We start from the raw sequence: 16888 nt of genomic DNA, 5'->3' as shown, positions 1-16888 counted from the left end.
TTTTAAATAAAAAAAAGGAGAGTTATAGACTCTCCTTGAAGTACTTCTACTGTCACGCCATCTGACGCCCTAAAACGGATAATCTGCTTTTAAATTTCAAAAGCATTATCTTTATAATTAAACAAAACCGCGAACAAAAAAATCAGTGGGCACTTAAATTTAGTAAAATCCAAAAATCCGCTATCTTAAATACCAACTTTACTGTAAGTATCTAAGGACTCCTGACCTTCCGTCAGGACTAGGACTAAGGCCTACTTAGTGCGGCTAACAAAATTCCTGATGCTGCGTTGCGCAGACTTGCCGTACTCAAGTACTGCCTGCGTCGGCGCGCCTTGCCTCAGCCGTAACACTGATTTTTGTTAGCCGCTCTTAGTAAAGTCGGTTAAAAACTCCTGCTCCTCCTCCGCTGGTTCCCCCATGCCGAAGCCCGCTGCAAATGCTGCAGGTGTTTGATAGTGCAGCGAGCAGTGTGGTCTTGTTTCCTTGTAATCCTTGCGCCACACCGCAAGCTCGGCCCGAACATGCGAGAGACTCATGAACCAGTGCTCGTTCAGGCAATTCATCTCGTAAGCGCCCGTTGACGCTCTCGATGTAGGCATTTTGTGTGGGCTTGCCTGGCTGCGTCAGTTTCAGCTGAATGCCCTTGCTGCTGTCCCACTAGTCCAGCCCATTGCCGGTAAATTTGGGGCCCTGATCCGTTCTGATCGTGACCGGGCATCCCCGGAATCGGGCTTCCTGCTTCAGTCCGGACCACGTAGTGCCCCGAGATCCCGTAATCGACGACCACGGCAACGCACTCCTTGCTGAAATCATCCACGATATTGATCACCTTGATGCGTCGACAATTGGCCAGCGCTTCCGATACAAAGTCCATCGACCACACCGCATTGGACCGATCTGGTCTTTCCAAGGGCTCTCGTTCCACGGCCACGCCATGACGCTGCTTCCGTCGCCTAACCATCAAGCCCGCTTCACGATACAGCCGGTAGACCCGCTTGTGGTTCGCCCGCACACCTTCGCGATTCACCACCTCACGCTTCTACTGCGGGGTCAATGCTTTACCCCGAGTGCAACTTTAAGTGCCTCGGCGTCCAGGATAGCCTCGGCCAGCAAGCACTTCAACCGGGCATTCTCGGTTTCATGCTCCTTCAGCCTTTTGGCATCTGAAACCTCCATGCCGCCGAGCTGAGCTCACCAGTTGTAGAACGAGGCGTCGCTAAAGCCATGCTGCCGACACAGCTCCTTCACTGCTAAGCCGGCTTCATAAACCCGATAATTTGTTCTTCCGTGAATCGTTTTTCATGTCCAATCTCCGTGTGAGGTTGATTGGACTCTAAAGTCACGTGCTACTCAATACTGGGGGGGGGACGTGGGGAAAGCAAGTCACCGCACACACTCACTTGAACAAGTTCTTTATTCTTGGCTTGGTTTTCTAGCATAGGTTTTCCAATAGCGGCAATTATCTCTGAACGAAAAGATCATAGACTGCTTTTTAGATCTTCATCATAGCACATTGAATCGTTGATACCCTTGGGTAGGGCGAGATCAGCACCCCATTTTTAAGTGTTAACTGATTTTTTGCATGACATTGCTGTAGTTTAATGATACTTAAATTGATAAATCCTTTGTATTATTAAAAACAACTGACAAATCGCTAATATTGTTTTGCATCGACTAGTTGTCCTCAATGAAGAGTAAGCTCCCTTTTTGCTGAACTGCAACATCGTAGTTTGTATCACCGCGCTTTAAAACTGAGTTTTGTTGACCAGCATAAAAAAAGAATTTTTGGCTCTGGGAACAGGCTGATAAAGCCGCAAGTGTTCATGCCAAGCCGACATGATTGACGGGTAAAAAAATTAATTAACCAATAGGAATGACGTTGAAAGTTTATGTAGGGAATTTCGTGTAATGACAAAACAGATAGAGCCGTGGCTGGCCAAGAACCTGTATACGATCTGCTGCGCGCTGTGAGACGCGACACGGTGAGTACCGCTTCGAAATGCTCATGTACCATTTGTACATTCCGCTTTCTCAGCCGTTTTCGCCTTGTCTCGCCTTAGCTCGCGAAATCGTAAACACGCTTTTGGAGATAAGCCAGCGGGCTTCACCGGTGCGCGTACCGACAAGCCTGAATAGCAAGCTGGAAGCAAAGCTGATTGTCAAGGCATGGTATTCCTGCCTAAAACGGGAAACGTTCATATACACCTTATGAAAGCCAGACTGTTCATTTTCGCCACCTTGCTACTCACCGCACAGAGTCATGCGGTGGATGATGCTTATCTATGGTTGGAGGCCATACAGGGCCAGGATGCGCTGCAATGGGTAAAACAACAGAACCAGCAGACCAGGAAGGCTCTGGAGAGCCACGAAATATTCCCAGCGCTGAAGCGCGATATTCTGTCCGTATTGGATTCTGACGCCCGCCTGCCGGTCATCGAAAAAATAGGCGAGCGTTACTACAACTTCTGGCGCGATGCTGCGCATCCGCGCGGCCTGTGGCGCAGCGTCTCCCTAGACGAGTACCGTAAGGCAGATCCCTCCTGGGAAACCGTGTTGGATTTGGACCAGCTGGCGCGCGAGGAAAAGGAAAACTGGGTGTGGCAGGGCGCGGACTGCGTTAAGCCACAACAAGACCGCTGCCTGATCCATCTGAGCCGCGGCGGCGGCGACGCCGCCGTAGTGCGCGAATTCGACCTGCCGGGCAAGCGCTTCGTCGCAGATGGTTTTGTCTTGCCGGAAGCCAAAAGCGCGGTGAGCTGGAAAGACCGCGACGCGCTGTATGTCGCCACCGATTTCGGCAATGGCGCGCTGACCACCTCCGGCTATCCGCGCATTGTCAAGCAATGGAAGCGTGGCCAGCGCCTGGAGCAGGCCGCCATACTGTTCGAAGGCAAGACCAGCGACATCATGGTCAGCCCCAACCGCGTCGACAGCGCGGGTTACCAGTATCACCTGATCCGTCAAGACAGCAGCTACTTTAACAATATCCTTTACTTGCAGCGCGACGGCATGTGGCAAAAACTGGACAAGCCCGGCCATGTCGACGCCAGTTTCCATGGGCCGTGGCTGCTGTTGAAGCCCCGCCAGGGCTGGAACGTGGGCGGGCATGACTGGAAAGCCGGCAGCTTGCTAGCCATCAAACTGGACCGTTACCTGCAAGGCAAGCGCGACTTCAGCCCTTTGTTCCAACCCAGCGCCTCCACCTCGCTGGCCGAAATCACCGACATTCGCAACGCCCTTATTCTGACAGTGCTGGACGATGTCAAAAGCCGGCTGGTGGAATGGCAGGTAGTGGACGGCAAATGGGAGTCGCGCCCGGTGGCGGCACCCGCCCACGGCAGCATCAGCATCAGCGCGGTAGACAGCAACGATTCCGACGCTTATTTCTTTATTTTCACCGACTTCCTGACTCCGACCTCGCTATCGCTGGCCCATGCCGGCATTGACGCGCGCGAGCCGCTCAAGCAACAACCGGCCTTCTTCGACGCCAGCCCCTACCGCATCCAACAGTTCTTCGCCAGGTCGAACGACGGCACCCGGGTGCCCTACTTCGTGGTGGCGCGCAAGGATTTGAAGCTGAATGGCAAGAACCCGACGCTGTTATACGGTTACGGCGGTTTTGAAGTGTCGCTGAGGCCCTATTACAACGGCGCCCTGGGTAGGGCCTGGCTGGAACGAGGCGGCGTCTACGTGCTAGGCAATATCCGCGGCGGCGGCGAATACGGACCGGCTTGGCACGAGGCGGCATTGAAGCAAAACCGCCAGAAGGCCTACGACGATTTCTCGTCCATCGCCAAGGACCTGGCGCAACGCGGCATCGCCAACGCGCGCCACTTGGGCATCATGGGCGGCAGCAATGGCGGCCTGCTGATGGGGGTGATGCTGACCAAATATCCGCAGCTGTTCCAGGCCGTCGTCTGCCAGGTGCCGTTGCTGGACATGCGGCGCTTCCACACACTCTTGGCCGGCGCCAGCTGGGTGGATGAGTACGGCAATCCAGACCAGCCAGCAGACTGGGCGTTTATCAAACGCTATTCGCCATACCAGAATATCCGAGCTGGCACCGCGTATCCGGCCACGCTGTTCATCACCTCCACCCTGGACGATCGCGTCCATCCTGGACACGCCCGCAAGATGTACGCGGCCATGAAGCAGCTGGGCGCCAATGTGCGCTACTACGAACGTACCGAAGGCGGCCACGGCTCCGCCGCCAACCACGAAGAGGAGGCCGCCATCGCCGCGATGGAATACGCCTTTTTGTGGCAGCAACTGCGCTGACCTTGTACGGCTCCGCCAGGAGCGTCTCAATGTAAACGCAATACATGATCCCTGCCGAGCCAAGGTGAGTTCTCTGGCCCGCATTATTGGAAACGCTGTTTCAAGGAAGAAAGAAGGGGGTGCTTGACCGTCAAAAAACCTTTTTACATCGAAAAAAGCCAGGCAGAAGACGAAAAGTCCGCTGAAATCGCACGAAAACTGGGGCTCTGGCCGCGCGCCCTCCAATTTCGTACCGATACTTTGCCTAGTCTATTGATCTACAAGCCGTTGTTGCATGGAAATCGCTGCCAGATGAATAGGTAGGGTGATCAGGCGGATTCAGCCTTGGCCAGTAACGAGTAAGCCGTTGTTCGACAAGCGATACATTAGGAGAAAGCATGCAGATCAAGGCCACTATCCAGGCAACAGCGCTCGCGTTGACCGCGCTTGCCAGTCAGGCCGCAACGCCTTTACAAGCAAGCAACCCACTGGTGTCACAACAGTGGTATTTACAAAATACCGGCCAGAACGCCTTTTCCAAGCGTGGAGGCCTACCGGGGATTGATCTCAACCTAGCGGCGACCCACACCGCAGGGATACGTGGGGAGGGCGTGACCATAGCCATCATCGACGATGGGCTGGAAATCCGCCACCCGGACCTATCGCCCAACATCGCTGCTGGCTCAAGGAATTTCCTGGATTCATCCGACGATCCCACCCCTAAGTCCGGAAGGTACGCTCATGGCACTGCTGTCGCCGGCATCGCCGCGGCGGCCGAGGCCGGTCCCATCAGCGTACGCGGCGTGGCGCCCGCAGCCCGGCTGCAAGGCTTCAACTTCTTGCAACCGGGAGTTCAGAACACCGTCAACTGGTTGCACGCCCACGGCAAACTACTCAATAACCAACCCTCAGCCGCCCGGGTGTTTAACCAGAGCTATGGATCTTCTCCGCTCAAAAGCCAGCCAGGTAATCCAATCTCGGATACCAATAGCTTCATCCGTGAGGATACCTACGAAGAAATGAGCACCAGTAGCCATAATGGCAAAGGCGTGGTGTTTGTGAAATCGGCGGGTAATGAATTCGAGGATATCACGATTGACAATAAAGGTAGTTACATCGTCGGCCATGAGGGCAACAGCGGCTTGCCGATGCAGGATGCAAACCTGACATTCGATAACAGCAATTACTGGAACATCGTGGTGTCGGCCCTGAATGCTGACGGGGTGCGCTCGTCTTATTCCAGTGTTGGCGCCAACGTTCTATTGACCGCGCCGGGAGGGGAATATGGCTTGGACTCACCAGCCATGGTGACTACCGACTTGATGGGTTGTGCCCGTGGAAACAACACCAGTAAGCTCGCGGTGGAAAACAAACTGCATGGCGGAAGCGCCATAGACCCCAACTGCAATTACAGCGGCATCATGAATGGCACCTCTGCCGCCGCCCCGGCCGTATCTGGAGCAATTGCGTTGGTGATGTCAGCCAAGCCAGAGCTGAGTGCGCGGGATATCCGCAATATCCTGATCAAAACCGCACGTCAAGTGGACGCCGACAATAAAGGCGTTACGCTTAGCTTTGCAGGTAAGAGCGGGGCGATGCAATCTTTCAGGGCCATCCCAGGCTGGCAGAAAAACGCTGCGGGATTGTCCTTCCATCCGTTCTACGGTTTTGGCCTGGTCGACGTAGACCGCGCCGTAGCAATGGCGCGGATCTACGACAAGCCGCTGCCATCTCTGCAAAAGACCCAGTGGCAAACAGTTCCAGTGGCGAAACCTATTCCGGATGCTGAGCAAAACGGAGTAGAAAGCCACTATGTAAACCAGAACGACTTGACGGTGGAAGCCGTACAGGTATTGGTAGATGCCAAGCATGGCCGTGCCAACGACCTGGCGGTAGAATTGATCTCTCCGTCCGGCACCCGCTCCGTCCTGCTCACCCCGCGAACCGCATTGGTAAATGAAACCTACGGGCTCAATCAGCAACGCTTGCTGTCCAATCAGTTCTATGGGGAGCGGGCCAAGGGGCGGTGGACCCTCCGCGTGGTTGATACAAATAGTGGGGAATACAAGTATGTTTATCACGATGGCTCCACCCGGAGCACAACCGTCAGATCTTTACCTAAGCCCCAAGAATCTGGTCTGCTGCAATCTTGGTCCATTCGTTTCATCGGCCACAACGGGAGTGATGCATGAACAAAACCCACATGATATTCAGTAGTCTGCTCATCCTGTCCTCCGTGGCGCTGGCAACTGACGGGCTGGCTTTGCTACCTAAGCCAAGCGGGCAGGCTATTACGATTAACGGCAAACTCTACTACAAGCCTGCTCCGACTGTTGCAAAGTCGGGCGGCATCATGCCCCGCAGTTCAGCCCCTGTTACCCTGCACCGCGGCGAATTATTGCAACCAGCTAGCCAACGCGAGCTGGCAACGGTCAGCGGCATGATTTTCGTTCGGCTAATCACTCCGGCCGACGAAGCTGCCGTCGCGCTCGCCTATGACCTGAGACCTAAAGTTCGTACACAGAACGTGGTGATATTTGATACGCCGCCACAGGTAGAACTATTGTCGCTGCAACAACGTCTACAAGCCGATAAGCGTGTAAAACAAGTGCAGCTAGAACTGGCAAGCGATACGGAACAGCCGAAGTAGTACCTTCCCCCTGGCCAGCTAGGCTGACCAGGGGGAAGGAGGCGGCAATTCTTATCCCATAAGGACATTATGCCATAATCATAACACCGATAAGCCTGTTCAGGGTCTTTTTATCCTAAAATAATTGTTGCATAAGAAAAAACCATTATCTGTAGAAGTTCAGACTTGATCTGACTGTCACCCGTTTTAACGGTGCCCGATTGTCAGATCAACGAAGCTTGTCGACCTTTTCCCTCCATTCCGATTGGCCTTCGATAAAGGTCTGCAACGGCGTACGGCCGCAGCGCAATTTTCCCTGGTGGGTTCGCTATTGAGTGTAGTGAATCAGCCAGGAATCCAGATCGCCCTGTAACTCGTCGAGCGTCAGGTAAAGCTTCTTGCGGAACGCCACCTGGTAAAACGCCTACAGAATCGTTTTGTGGAAGTGCTCGCAGATACCATTCGTCTATGAATGCCGTGCCTTGGTCTTGGTGTGTTCAATGTCGTTCACCGCCAAGTACAGCTGATAATTATGGCCTCCTGGCTTGCCGCAATACTCCGTGCCGCGATCGGTAAGGATACGCAGTACGCCCATCTCATGCTCAGCTAGGCGATCACCCGCTCCAAGGCCTGCAGCCGTTGCTTGAACGACGCTAGATCGTGCCGCAGCCAAATAGAACGGACACCAGAAGGGGGGACAAACACGCCGCGCTAGCGCAGTTCGTTGCTGACGCGAACCTGTCCATGCGCCGCATAGGCGACGACGGCGGCTTCTATGATCTCGTCTATGCGGTTCTTGTAGTTGCGCTTGCGCTGGCTAGCATTGAATAACTTCTCGACGCCACCTTCTGCGACCGCATTCTGGTAACAATAAAAAGTGTCGCGGGACATGCCCATCATTTTGCAGGCATTGGACACATTACCCAGCTCGGCTGGCCAAGTTTAATAAGCCGATCTTGTGCTTGATGATGTTCTGATTGAGACTAGCCATCGACGACATCTAAAGCGCGGCGGGCCTTGAACCACCTCCCAGCAAATCATCCATGCAGTTCGGATACAGAGTCCCGGCTCCGATATCGTCAGCTTTTCTGAGAGATTTCTAGCAGCTTTTCGGCGATGTCTTGCGACGTGGCCGCCTGCTCCTCCGCCGCATTGGCGATTTGCACCACGAAATCACGCATATGGTTGATTTCACGGACAATGGCTTCCAAAGCCTGTTCCGCGCACAGGAAATCGCTCTCCGTGGCGGTCACCGTGTTGCGGCCTTCTTCGATAGCTTTCACGTTTTGAAGCACTTCGGTCTGGATCATGCGTATCATTTCGCCAATCTCCTGCGTCGCCGTGGCGGTGCGCTCCGCCAGCTTGCGCACTTCATCCGCCACCACGGCGAAGCCGCGGCCCATTTCGCCGGCGCGCGCCGCCTCGATGGCGGCGTTCAAGGCCAACAAATTGGTCTGATCGGCAATATCCTTGATCACGCTGATGATCTGGCCGATGGTGTCCGAGCGCGCGCCCAGCGAAACCAGGCTGTCCGCGGTGTGGCGCACCATGGCGCCAACGCTCTTCATGCCATAGCTGGTTTTGCCAACAATGGTGGAGCCCTTGCGGCTCTCCTCCAACATCAGCTCTGCGGATTCGGAAGCGGAAGAAGTTTGCACCGCCACATTCTGGATGCTGGCGCTCATCGCCTGCATATTTTCGGAAAGCTCATTGATGCGCGCCTCCAGGAATTGCCGGCGCTTGTCGTTTTCTTCCTGCAATTGACGCGCTCTTTCCTCAGCCGACACATCTTTAAAGCTGGCCATGAAACAAAGCAGCTTGCTGCTATCTTGCCGACTCCAGATCGGGAAAACCTTGGTTTCAAAAATCACATCGCCCACTGGAATCTGCGCGCTGTGAAACGGCATCTTGCGGGCGGCCAAGTCCGCCAGAATTCTTCTATTGTGCGAGGGGTCTCGATGGAACTGGTGGATGCTGTGATTCATCGCCTGATTCACGTCCACGCCAGCGTCAAAGCGCTGGTTCAGCGAAACTTGGTGCTTCTTGAGCACATCGCGCGCCGTCTTGTTCATATAGAAAATCACATTGTCCGGACCGGAGTCGCACAACATGATTAGATTGTCGCTATTATCCAGCACGCACTGAAATTGATGGATGGTTTGTTCCAAATCTTCCGATTGCGCGGATTTATTAAACCAGCCTGTCATGACCACCTCCTAAGAACGATGATATCGGGCGCGGCCGACAAGATGGCCATGCCAGGGCCGCCGGTAGGCGCTATGGCTCGAGGATCAAGTCGGACACGCTGCAAGCGGCGCGCTGCCATCCGGCATGCGCGACACCCCAAACACCTGCCAAAGCGATGCGCCTAGAACCTGTTTACGATCTGCTGCGCGTCGTGAAACCTGGCTGGTGAGTGCAACTTCAAAATGCTCATATACCGTGTGTACACTGCGCTTTTTCAACCGCTTTCACCTGATCTCGCCCTTGCTCGCGAGATCGCAAACAGGTTCTTAATAATTTAAAACCTAGAAACCAGCTATCCGGTCCGACGCGCGCTGGGCAGCTTCATTCCCGCCACTGCGGCGGCTCAAACACCGCATAAGTTTTGCAAGCGGGCTCCAACACCTGCCACGTGCCAACAAAGCCGGCGGGAATCACAAAATGCTCGCCTGGCATCAACTCCACACTCTGTCCAGCCTCATCGTAAATCCTCACCCGGCCTTTCAGCAGGGAACAGAATTCATCTTCCTTGTAGCTCACTTTCCAGTGCCCCAGACCGCCGCTCCACATACCGCAGTGAAACCTGCCGCTGGGGTCAGAATAATGATTGACCACACTTTGCCTGCATTCGCCAACGATGCGGACCGCCTCCGGCGCGGCAAAGGATTGCTCCGCCGCCTCGTGACGCTGGAATACAATGATGTCGCTAATCTGCTTCATATTGCTAAACTCCATTTCAGTTTCAATATCCCACGCAACAGGGCAAAACAAAGAAATATTCAATGATTAAGACCCGCTAAACATGGCTGACAAAACTCAGTTTCACGCCTGAGCCAAGGCGCGCCGACGCAGGCTGAGCACGGCAAGCCGGCGCAACGCGGCATCAGGGTTAACGGCTCTTAACCATAGCCGCAATACCCTCCCGCTCTGTTTTATGGGCCCCAAACGGTCTCCACTTTAAGAGATACCCTGCCCTGATAGACATCAATAGGTATCGAGCGCAAGTCCGTCACTCGCCCCCTGCACTCGCCCTCCAATTCCTTTAAATAAATAGGAATGCCAAATTGACTAGTCAGCTTGGCATCTGGGCGATACGGCAAGATACCTGCATATCTGAAAACCGAGTTACGCACACGACCGTCCTGTTCGAACTCAAATACAGGCTTCAAAAAGCACGATCTATGAAACCGCCCTTGCAAACGCGTATCACCCTGAACGGATACATTAAGCGTGACATTGCCACTGTCTGGCGCACTGCCTGTAGGCTTGACCAGGAGATGATAAGGAGGCTCTTGACCCCAAGCGCTCGCCGAGTCAAGCACAATATTCCACTGTTTTTCAGGTAAAATAAAATCAAAGCCTCCAACCGAAACGCGAGCGTCATGCCAAGATACTGAATCAAAATTTATTACCATTTCTTTCTTCCCAACCTGAAGAAAAGCAGTCACCGGAACAGTCTCTCCTTTTTTGGATTTTTTAAAAGGGACAGTCAACCTTCCTAAATTCCTTGAACAATCAGCACTGACATAAATACTAGCACCGTCAATCACTTCAATCCCCCGGTTAACACCACCACAAGACCATTGTGCCTCGCTTAAATCCAATAGTTCAGAGCCGCTCTCCACTCTAAACTTAAACTTACCTCCTGGAATAAATCGATCGTTTGGCCTCTCCCAAAAAACGTCCAGCAGCAACTCAGAAGGGGTTCTTTTAATAGGCTGTATTTTAACTTCACGGCCAGGAGCTGAAAGAGTGATCGAATCTCTATAGGGTTGATTATATGCGCCTACCGACACCGAAAGACCTATGCCGGTTGTACTTATGCCTCCGCCTATACCCAGCTCTAAAAATGGCACATCTTTGATAGTGAATGAATATTTAACTTTTTTAGAAGGATCTGAATGTTGTGGCAAAGTCAATTGGTAAATGCCATTACCCAAATCTTGAATATCAACCTGCTTATCGTGGGAGATAATGTTGACTGCCAAACTCTCCAATGATACAAGGACACGATTGCGCCGGTCATTCCCGCTAACAGTAAAGTCAAAATATATATCTGACAAACCACTCGATCTCATCTTATTTTCTTTATGTAAAGTTAAACCATCTGGCTTGCTCGGAGATACAACTAACTTGATTTCTTGAGCATCGTAAATCGGTGCCACAGAGCTAGCCTTCACCTCTAATGCTGCTTTTATAGTTACAATATCTTTTATTTCTTCATTTGACTTGCATTTTAAAACGTAACTATCACGATGACGTTTGAAATTTACTATAATCCCGCTCTCATGCTTATTGGCTGTTAAATCATTATCAGACTCACAACTAAATTCAACAACAGCAGTAATATCTCTCATTTTTACCACATTAACTCTAAGCTGAAGCGATGCATGAGCAGAGTGATCCGACATGCGAACGACAACGTGAAAAGCCAATTTACCTTTGTCTATATCTTTGTCGTAAAAAAACTTAGGGTAGTCATCCCCCTTAGACAAATCCCCACCACTAATACGAGCGATTCCATTAATAGCACTATCTACAACATTAAACTTTGCCTCTGCTTTTACATTACTGTTCTTGAACGTAGCAGCGAAAGTTTTTTCCCCAGGATAGAAGCCAACATCATGTAATATGACAAACTTCTTAGCATTAGTCAAAGGACTCAATATTAACTTTGACTCTTTGCCTCCCGTGGCAGTCTGAACCTCAACCTTTAAAAGCTCATCCGATTCGGACAGCTGCTGCACTATCCAAGTATTGTTGTTAACGGGCTTCACTTTCGGATCCCTAGCCGAATAATTTAAAGTTAAAATCAATTCATTTCCTTCCACAAAATCTGAAAGTAGATATGGCCGATTAAAAACCACTGTAATCTTAGCTTGAGAGTGATTACGTATAGAGCTACCACTCTCACCATTCAACTTATTAACATCAATATGCGAAACATGAAGAGGGCCTGTAATAATCTTCGCCTGCGGCAGATCCACGCTCAGAAACTTTTCTGGCAGCGTCCACAACAAGTCTAACTTGAATCTATCCGCAGGCCGCTTCGCCGCAAAGAAGCTCATCTCCAGCGCCTGGCTTATATAGCGGTCCCGCAGCTGCTGCAAAGCCTCCGACAGGTTTTTTTCCTTGAGCCGGCCTTTTGCCAAACTCTTCCAATGCTCAATTTGCGCTTGCTCTGGCTTAGCAATGAACAGTTCGATTTTACCGCCGCTCTTAAGCCGAGAAAGCGCCACGCTATCTCCCAGCGGCAGCCAGTCTCCGCCCACTCGATAACGCGCATTCAACGCCTTCAATGAACCCAGCCGGCCGCCTACCATGAAACGCGTATCCCCATCCACATCCGTGCCGCCCTCGGCGCTGTCGATTTGGCGCAACACGCAAACCAGGCCGGCCTGGCCCCCTACGCTCTCTTGACGGCAAGCCTCGCCTGCTGGCGAGCTCAGCTTCAACTGCCCGCTTTTGACAATATTGCTGCGCCATATCTGGCGCTGGCCGTCCACCGCCCCTTCCAGCCCCAAGAGAACTTGCGCCCCTAGCCCGCGCGCGCGCATGCCATCCAAGGACGAGGCCTTCAAAATCACCCCGCCGCCCTCTGGATCAGCCTCGCCCTCCATCCCCTGAGGCAGCTTGAGAGACTGGAGCTTGAAGCCATGCGCGCCATGTTCCCCCAGCCGCCAGCGCAAGGCGCGCGGCTCGCCAAAAAGGGCTTGGCCGTCATGACCATGCGCGGTGGCCACGTAACTGCCGCTTTGCGCGTCCTCAATCAGCACCACGCCCAAACGCGATAAACGCAATGGACTGTGTTGGCGCAAGCCCGGGCTACCCTGCAGCTCGCGCATGACATTGTCGCGCAAGGACAGGTTAAAACCGTCATCGCCGCGCGCCGACGAATCAAACACCGCTTCCAATAACTGCGACAAGCGCTCTGGCGTCTTGGGCAGGCGCTCTACCATGCGCTCCCGCTGCTCCGCCGACGGAAACTTTTTGGGCAGCGGCAAAAAAACCTCGATGCCGCCCTGGCCGTTAAAGGCATTCAGCCCCGTTGACTGACCCAAGCTCAGCCAAGCGCCGCTCCCCACCCGATAATAGGCATTTCGGGCGTGCTCACCCAGCGTAGAACGCACCGTGAACTTCAGCTTTCCAGCCGCATTGAAAGCCATGCCGTCTGCGCCGCGCCCGACATAGCGGCGCAGCTCGCAGACCTTGCCATCGATATGATTGACGCGCTCGTCGCGACAGGCCGATCCTCCGCCCGCCGGCGGGTCCAGGCGCAACACCGCGCTCTTTAGCACCGCCGCGCGCACCGCCTTGCCTCGGTAAATGGCTTGTTTAGCTTGTTGTTTGTCTTGCACGTCCAGCGCTAGGCTGGCGCCCAGATCCAATTGACGAAACCGATTAAAAGCCTGCTCGGTGAAAGGGAAAAAATTCTTGCCCCCGCGTGACGCAAACACCCCAGGCATCACCCCCAAACGGCTTTGCACCTCATCCGCCTTGAAATCCACCGGCGGGCGCCAGCCCAAGAGTGTCTTCGCCCCCGCGCCCACCCTGGCGGCGCCGTAAATAGCGCCCATGCGAGCATCGCTGACCCCGAGCGTGCTGACATATTGGACATCCGCGGCGCGGTCCTCGATAAGCAACAACTCATAACGGCCGGTGAGGGTTTCCGACGGCGCGGAAGGCTGGGCATGTCCGCTCATGGACAGCAATAAGCCCGCCATCAACGCGCCAAAGACAATAGACCGAGAAAACATATAGACACCTAAACAGGAAATAAAAACTCATACTCGTCAAGAAAAGGCTAAGCGCCGCTGAGGGCGGCTAAGAGTGGCTAACAAACCCCTAATGCCGCGTTGCGCCGCATCAAGGGTTATCAGCGTATCCAAGCGCCGTACAACAATGTCCTTGCGGATCAATGAGGCAGGCCCCAGGCCCGCCGCCGCCCTCATCCCGCCTCCAAGGGCTTCACGAGCAAGGGCTTGGTGTCTCCGCCACGCCAAACAACGTCCCCCAGCCAAACAGCGGTACCCGCTGTTTTAAGCTCCATCCTCACATCAAAAACCTCGCCCGCTTGGGCGGTCTCTACGCGTAACTCAGGGAAAGCCCGATCCACGTCAATGGAAAAATAACCATTGTCATCGCTCTGCGCCATGCCAATATGGTTTTGCACGCGCGCATGGCGTAAGGGCGAGCCGTCCGCCATGGCCAGCCGGCCAAATACCGTTACCATTGTTTTAATCGCCGGCTTGAGGTTGACCACGTTGCCCGGATAGAGCATGAAAGTGTGCTCGCCGCCGGACACCTGGTAAGAACTGGCCGCGGACTTGGTGTTTCGCACCGCGACACGATACTCCTTGAAAGCCGGCAAGCTCAGGACATTAGCGCCGCTCTCCAAGGGATGGCTACGGCCGTCAATCTCCGCCTCCAGCTCGCCTCGGCTCACTTCAGGCAACTGGATCACGACGGCGGCGACATCCTCCCGATCGCTCCCGCCCGCCGCCAGCCCATCAGGAGACCACGCTAGGCTGCCGCGGTGCGACAGGTTGAGGCTTTGGCTCGTCCCAGCCCCGCTCCAAGAGCCGGAACCGGAGCCATACCGTCCGGCATAGTCGGCATACACCCGCGCACGCACATCGTCGCGAGCGTTTTCGCCAAAATCCTTGCTCGCGCTGAGGCCAACCTGCTTAAGCAAACCGTCGCTAAACCGATGACTCGCGCTTAAATCCAGCGAACTCTGATCGCCCTGACGAGACACGCCCAGGCTAAAATCGCTGCCCAAAGCCAAAGTCATTGACAACGTGGCATACAGTTGGCGATTGCCTTGATTGACATTACCGCCGCGGCTCCAATTCGAGCCCATCTGCAAATCCATGGAACCCAGACTGCCTTGGTAAACCGTCTGTCGATAATCTAAACGCGTGGTGCGCTGCTGGGTATTCCGCTCTCGTTCATAACTGAGTCCAACCGTGCCGGCCGCTTTCCACCATTTAGACAATGCGAGGGACAAGTGAGCGCTATCGCTATCACGCGCGCTCAATTGACGAACATCACGGCCCGGCTCGCTGCGCTCGCGCGTATACCAAAGCGACCCCATGCCGTCGGGCAAACTGATATCCAGCATCCCCATCCAGCGGCGATTGCCATTGCTGCCAAACAAATTCTGTAACTCAATGCGCGCGTTATTCCAGAGAGGCCACTTGACTCGCCCCTCTTGTGTCCAAAGATGACCGTTGCGATACAAAGAATTATCCCAATCCAAGTTTTGCCAAGCGCCGGATAGCGACAGCCCTAGCAACAACTTAGCCGTCTCCTTATCATGCTCGCGTTGACGGCTATGCCCGCCCCAAAACTGCCAGCTCAAATCTTGCCTAAAGCTTCTTTCATCGCTAGGTTTATTGATTCTCGCCATTTTACGCGCTACGACTTTCCCCCCCTGCACCACTTCCAGCTCTACATCATATAGGCCATTAGGCAACATCGAAGTATCTAAATTGTGGTTGCCCATTTCCATTCGTTGCACATTCAACAAACGGCCATCGCGAAGAATGCGCACATCGCCGGCGCTGGCAAGATACACAGTCACGGGAATCAATGATTGCGAACGATCAAGCATCACCGATCGGCTCACATTGCCATAGGAAAAACCATACAAACTATTGCTATCCAATGTCGAAACATTGCCCAAGCTTTGCATCGACCAGCTTTCCAGCATGCCAAGCGAAAGGCTGCGGCCGCCAAAGTCGCGGCTATAAAGCGCGCGATCAATATTAAGACTTTTACGGTTATCGCCGGATGCCTGATTAAGCGACCCGGACAAATTGATGCTATTCACACCCCAGCCGGTTAAGTTATTGAATTGCAAAAAATGAGAAGAAGTGCTTTTTCCTTGATTTTGGGAAAAATACCCGTTTGCGCTGTATTGAAAGATATTGCCTAATTGCCGAGACTTAGGCGCCGCTAAAAAATACCGATGACTGATAGGCCGAGCACTGAAGCTGCCAGGCGCAGCCCACAACTCAGCCTTGAAAGTCAACATATTGAAATGCAATTGCTCATAATCCGAAAGAACTAAGCGCCCTCTTTCATCTAACTCTTTACCAACTCCAGCAAGAATCTGTTCTTTAAACTCCGAGCTTAATTGGGGGCCATCGGGTCTTTCACGCCATATCAGCTGCTGTAGATACAATGCATCATCCAGTAATAGCAGCTTGATATCCGCAATGACCAAGTCTTTATCATGAGCCTCAGCATCGACATTGCGCAATAGCAAGGGCAATTCCATGCCGGACTTTAATAGCTGTACAATATCGTCAGACAGCCCAAGACTTTTCAATTCCGGAGGCTCTTCCCCCCAAGGCGAAACCCTGCGCGGCGAGCCGGGCTCCGCCGATAGCCGTTGTTTAGCCGCCGGAGCGTCAACAGGGGCGCCCTCGGACAGGGCAGAATCAGTAGCCGTTTCCGCCCCCATGCCTTTATCCAAGCCAGGCTCTTCCGCTGCGGACTTATCTACCCGTTCGCATACATTAGCGCGGATGGCAGATACATCCGGTTGCCCATCATATTGTTGAACACCCGCACCCGTTGGCGACCCATGAGATACACCGCCGGTAGCCTCGGCTGACCGGTTGGAGCCGGGCGCAAGGCAGCCGCTGGAGCGGCCGTCTTGCTCACTAGCAGAACTCTCCACGGCCGACACTTGTGCTTTACTATGCGGAACATAACAGATAATCATCAGTACGAAAGACAAATGAACGATTGGAAAGTAGCGGATCATAA

Annotated in this window: 7 protein-coding genes and 2 pseudogenes; 3 read left to right on the top strand and 6 right to left on the bottom strand. The window is 53.5% G+C overall.

The annotated features are described in order from the left end of the window. Nucleotides 1-359: 359 nt before the first annotated feature. Nucleotides 360-1310 (bottom strand): annotated as a pseudogene (locus tag DXT74_RS23030) (IS3 family transposase). Nucleotides 1311-2208: 898 nt separating this feature from the next. On the opposite strand from DXT74_RS23030, the gene DXT74_RS12250 reads away from it, so the two are divergent. The 3 genes from DXT74_RS12250 to DXT74_RS12240 all read left to right on the top strand — a co-directional run bounded on the left by DXT74_RS12250 (nucleotide 2209) and on the right by DXT74_RS12240 (nucleotide 6907). Continuing rightward, nucleotides 2209-4278 (top strand): prolyl oligopeptidase family protein, encoded by a 2070-nt coding sequence (locus DXT74_RS12250; RefSeq protein ID WP_194426084.1) that lies wholly within the window; start codon nucleotides 2209-2211, stop codon nucleotides 4276-4278. 377 nt (nucleotides 4279-4655) lie between these two features. After that, nucleotides 4656-6449, top strand: a complete 1794-nt coding sequence (locus DXT74_RS12245) for a S8 family serine peptidase (protein ID WP_194426083.1) — start codon at nucleotides 4656-4658, stop codon at nucleotides 6447-6449. Next, nucleotides 6446-6907 (top strand): hypothetical protein, encoded by a 462-nt coding sequence (locus DXT74_RS12240; protein WP_194426082.1) that lies wholly within the window; start codon nucleotides 6446-6448, stop codon nucleotides 6905-6907. Before DXT74_RS12245 ends, DXT74_RS12240 begins: the two co-directional genes overlap by 4 nt. A gap of 208 nt (nucleotides 6908-7115) precedes the next feature. Here the strand turns inward: DXT74_RS12240 and DXT74_RS12235 are convergent. From DXT74_RS12235 to DXT74_RS12215, 5 genes and pseudogenes are all read right to left on the bottom strand, one after another. Continuing rightward, nucleotides 7116-7877, bottom strand: a pseudogene (locus tag DXT74_RS12235) (helix-turn-helix domain-containing protein). Between the two features lie 88 nt (nucleotides 7878-7965). Further along, on the bottom strand, nucleotides 7966-9093 hold the full coding sequence (locus DXT74_RS23135) for a methyl-accepting chemotaxis protein (protein WP_194426081.1): 1128 nt from the start codon (nucleotides 9091-9093) through the stop codon (nucleotides 7966-7968). Nucleotides 9094-9454: 361 nt separating this feature from the next. After that, a complete protein-coding gene (locus DXT74_RS12225; protein ID WP_194426080.1) occupies nucleotides 9455-9829 on the bottom strand; it encodes a cupin domain-containing protein in 375 nt (124 codons plus the stop codon). 212 nt (nucleotides 9830-10041) lie between these two features. Next, the gene (locus DXT74_RS12220) at nucleotides 10042-13866 is read right to left on the bottom strand and encodes a hypothetical protein (RefSeq protein WP_194426079.1); all 3825 of its coding nucleotides are present in this window, start codon (nucleotides 13864-13866) and stop codon (nucleotides 10042-10044) included. 191 nt (nucleotides 13867-14057) lie between these two features. Beyond that, nucleotides 14058-16886, bottom strand: a complete 2829-nt coding sequence (locus tag DXT74_RS12215) for a TcfC E-set like domain-containing protein (RefSeq protein WP_194426078.1) — start codon at nucleotides 16884-16886, stop codon at nucleotides 14058-14060. Nucleotides 16887-16888 lie beyond the last annotated feature (2 nt).

Origin of the sequence: Chromobacterium sp. Rain0013 (genome assembly GCF_015291765.1) — a bacterium.
GTDB classification, from domain to species: domain Bacteria; phylum Pseudomonadota; class Gammaproteobacteria; order Burkholderiales; family Chromobacteriaceae; genus Chromobacterium; species Chromobacterium haemolyticum.
Note: the sequence above shows the minus strand (reverse complement) of the source record. Positions and strands in the feature narration are given on the sequence as shown.

Bases quoted from the DNA above. Each gene is read 5' to 3' on its own strand.
- DXT74_RS12250 (WP_194426084.1), top strand. From the start codon at position 2,209: ATGAAAGCCAGACTGTTCATTTTCGCCACCTTGCTACTCACCGCACAG.
- DXT74_RS12245 (WP_194426083.1), top strand. From the start codon at position 4,656: ATGCAGATCAAGGCCACTATCCAGGCAACAGCGCTCGCGTTGACCGCG.
- DXT74_RS12240 (WP_194426082.1), top strand. From the start codon at position 6,446: ATGAACAAAACCCACATGATATTCAGTAGTCTGCTCATCCTGTCCTCC.
- DXT74_RS23135 (WP_194426081.1), bottom strand. From the start codon at position 9,093: ATGACAGGCTGGTTTAATAAATCCGCGCAATCGGAAGATTTGGAACAA.
- DXT74_RS12225 (WP_194426080.1), bottom strand. From the start codon at position 9,829: ATGAAGCAGATTAGCGACATCATTGTATTCCAGCGTCACGAGGCGGCG.
- DXT74_RS12220 (WP_194426079.1), bottom strand. From the start codon at position 13,866: ATGTTTTCTCGGTCTATTGTCTTTGGCGCGTTGATGGCGGGCTTATTG.
- DXT74_RS12215 (WP_194426078.1), bottom strand. From the start codon at position 16,886: ATGATCCGCTACTTTCCAATCGTTCATTTGTCTTTCGTACTGATGATT.